General features: G+C 32.8%; 1 protein-coding gene. It reads right to left on the reverse strand.

Translation table 11 applies throughout. The features are described 5' to 3' along the window. On the reverse strand, nt 1-377 hold a 377-nt coding region (locus D612_RS0108430; RefSeq protein ID WP_017755018.1), incomplete at its 3' end, for a site-specific integrase. Nucleotides 378-579 lie beyond the last annotated feature (202 nt).

The raw sequence follows: 579 nt of genomic DNA on the forward strand, positions 1-579 counted from the left end.
CTATAGTCCTCATGTCTCATTAGGTAGTCGTAAAATCCAAGAACAGTATTGATGATGATATTTACTGTCTTTGCTTTTCTAATTGGCTGTTTAGGGAAGATAGGGGACACCTTTACGTCCTGGTGCGGGTTTTGTAACCATCGCATAAAATCCGCCATTTCATCTATTCCAATATCACGATAATCCTTGTTTATTTGTTCTAAGAATTCAAAGAAAAGCTTTAAATGATATGAGAATGACCGTAAGGTATTACGTGAAGCTCCACTGTTATCCTTAAACTTTAAATAATGTAAAACTGGTTGGACCGGCTCATTGTTATGATCTAGTAACATGTACCGGGTCTTTCCATCTTTTGTAAGAAGGGTGGTAACTCTCATAAGTATCACTCCTGTTGAAATTTATTCTGTTATTCAATTTAGAAAGCTTCCAATCTCTTATTCATAGATAATCCTCCCCCTTTCTTTATTTACTATAAATACTATAAAAATTAGTGTAGTTAAATAGTTTTTGAAGAAACAAAAAAATGGATAACTTTACATTGAATACTGTAAAGTCATCCATTATGACTAGTTAAGATAA

The sequence above is a fragment of the Calidifontibacillus oryziterrae genome, assembly GCF_000331575.1.
Taxonomy (GTDB): Bacteria; Bacillota; Bacilli; order Bacillales; family Bacillaceae_J; genus Calidifontibacillus_A; species Calidifontibacillus_A oryziterrae.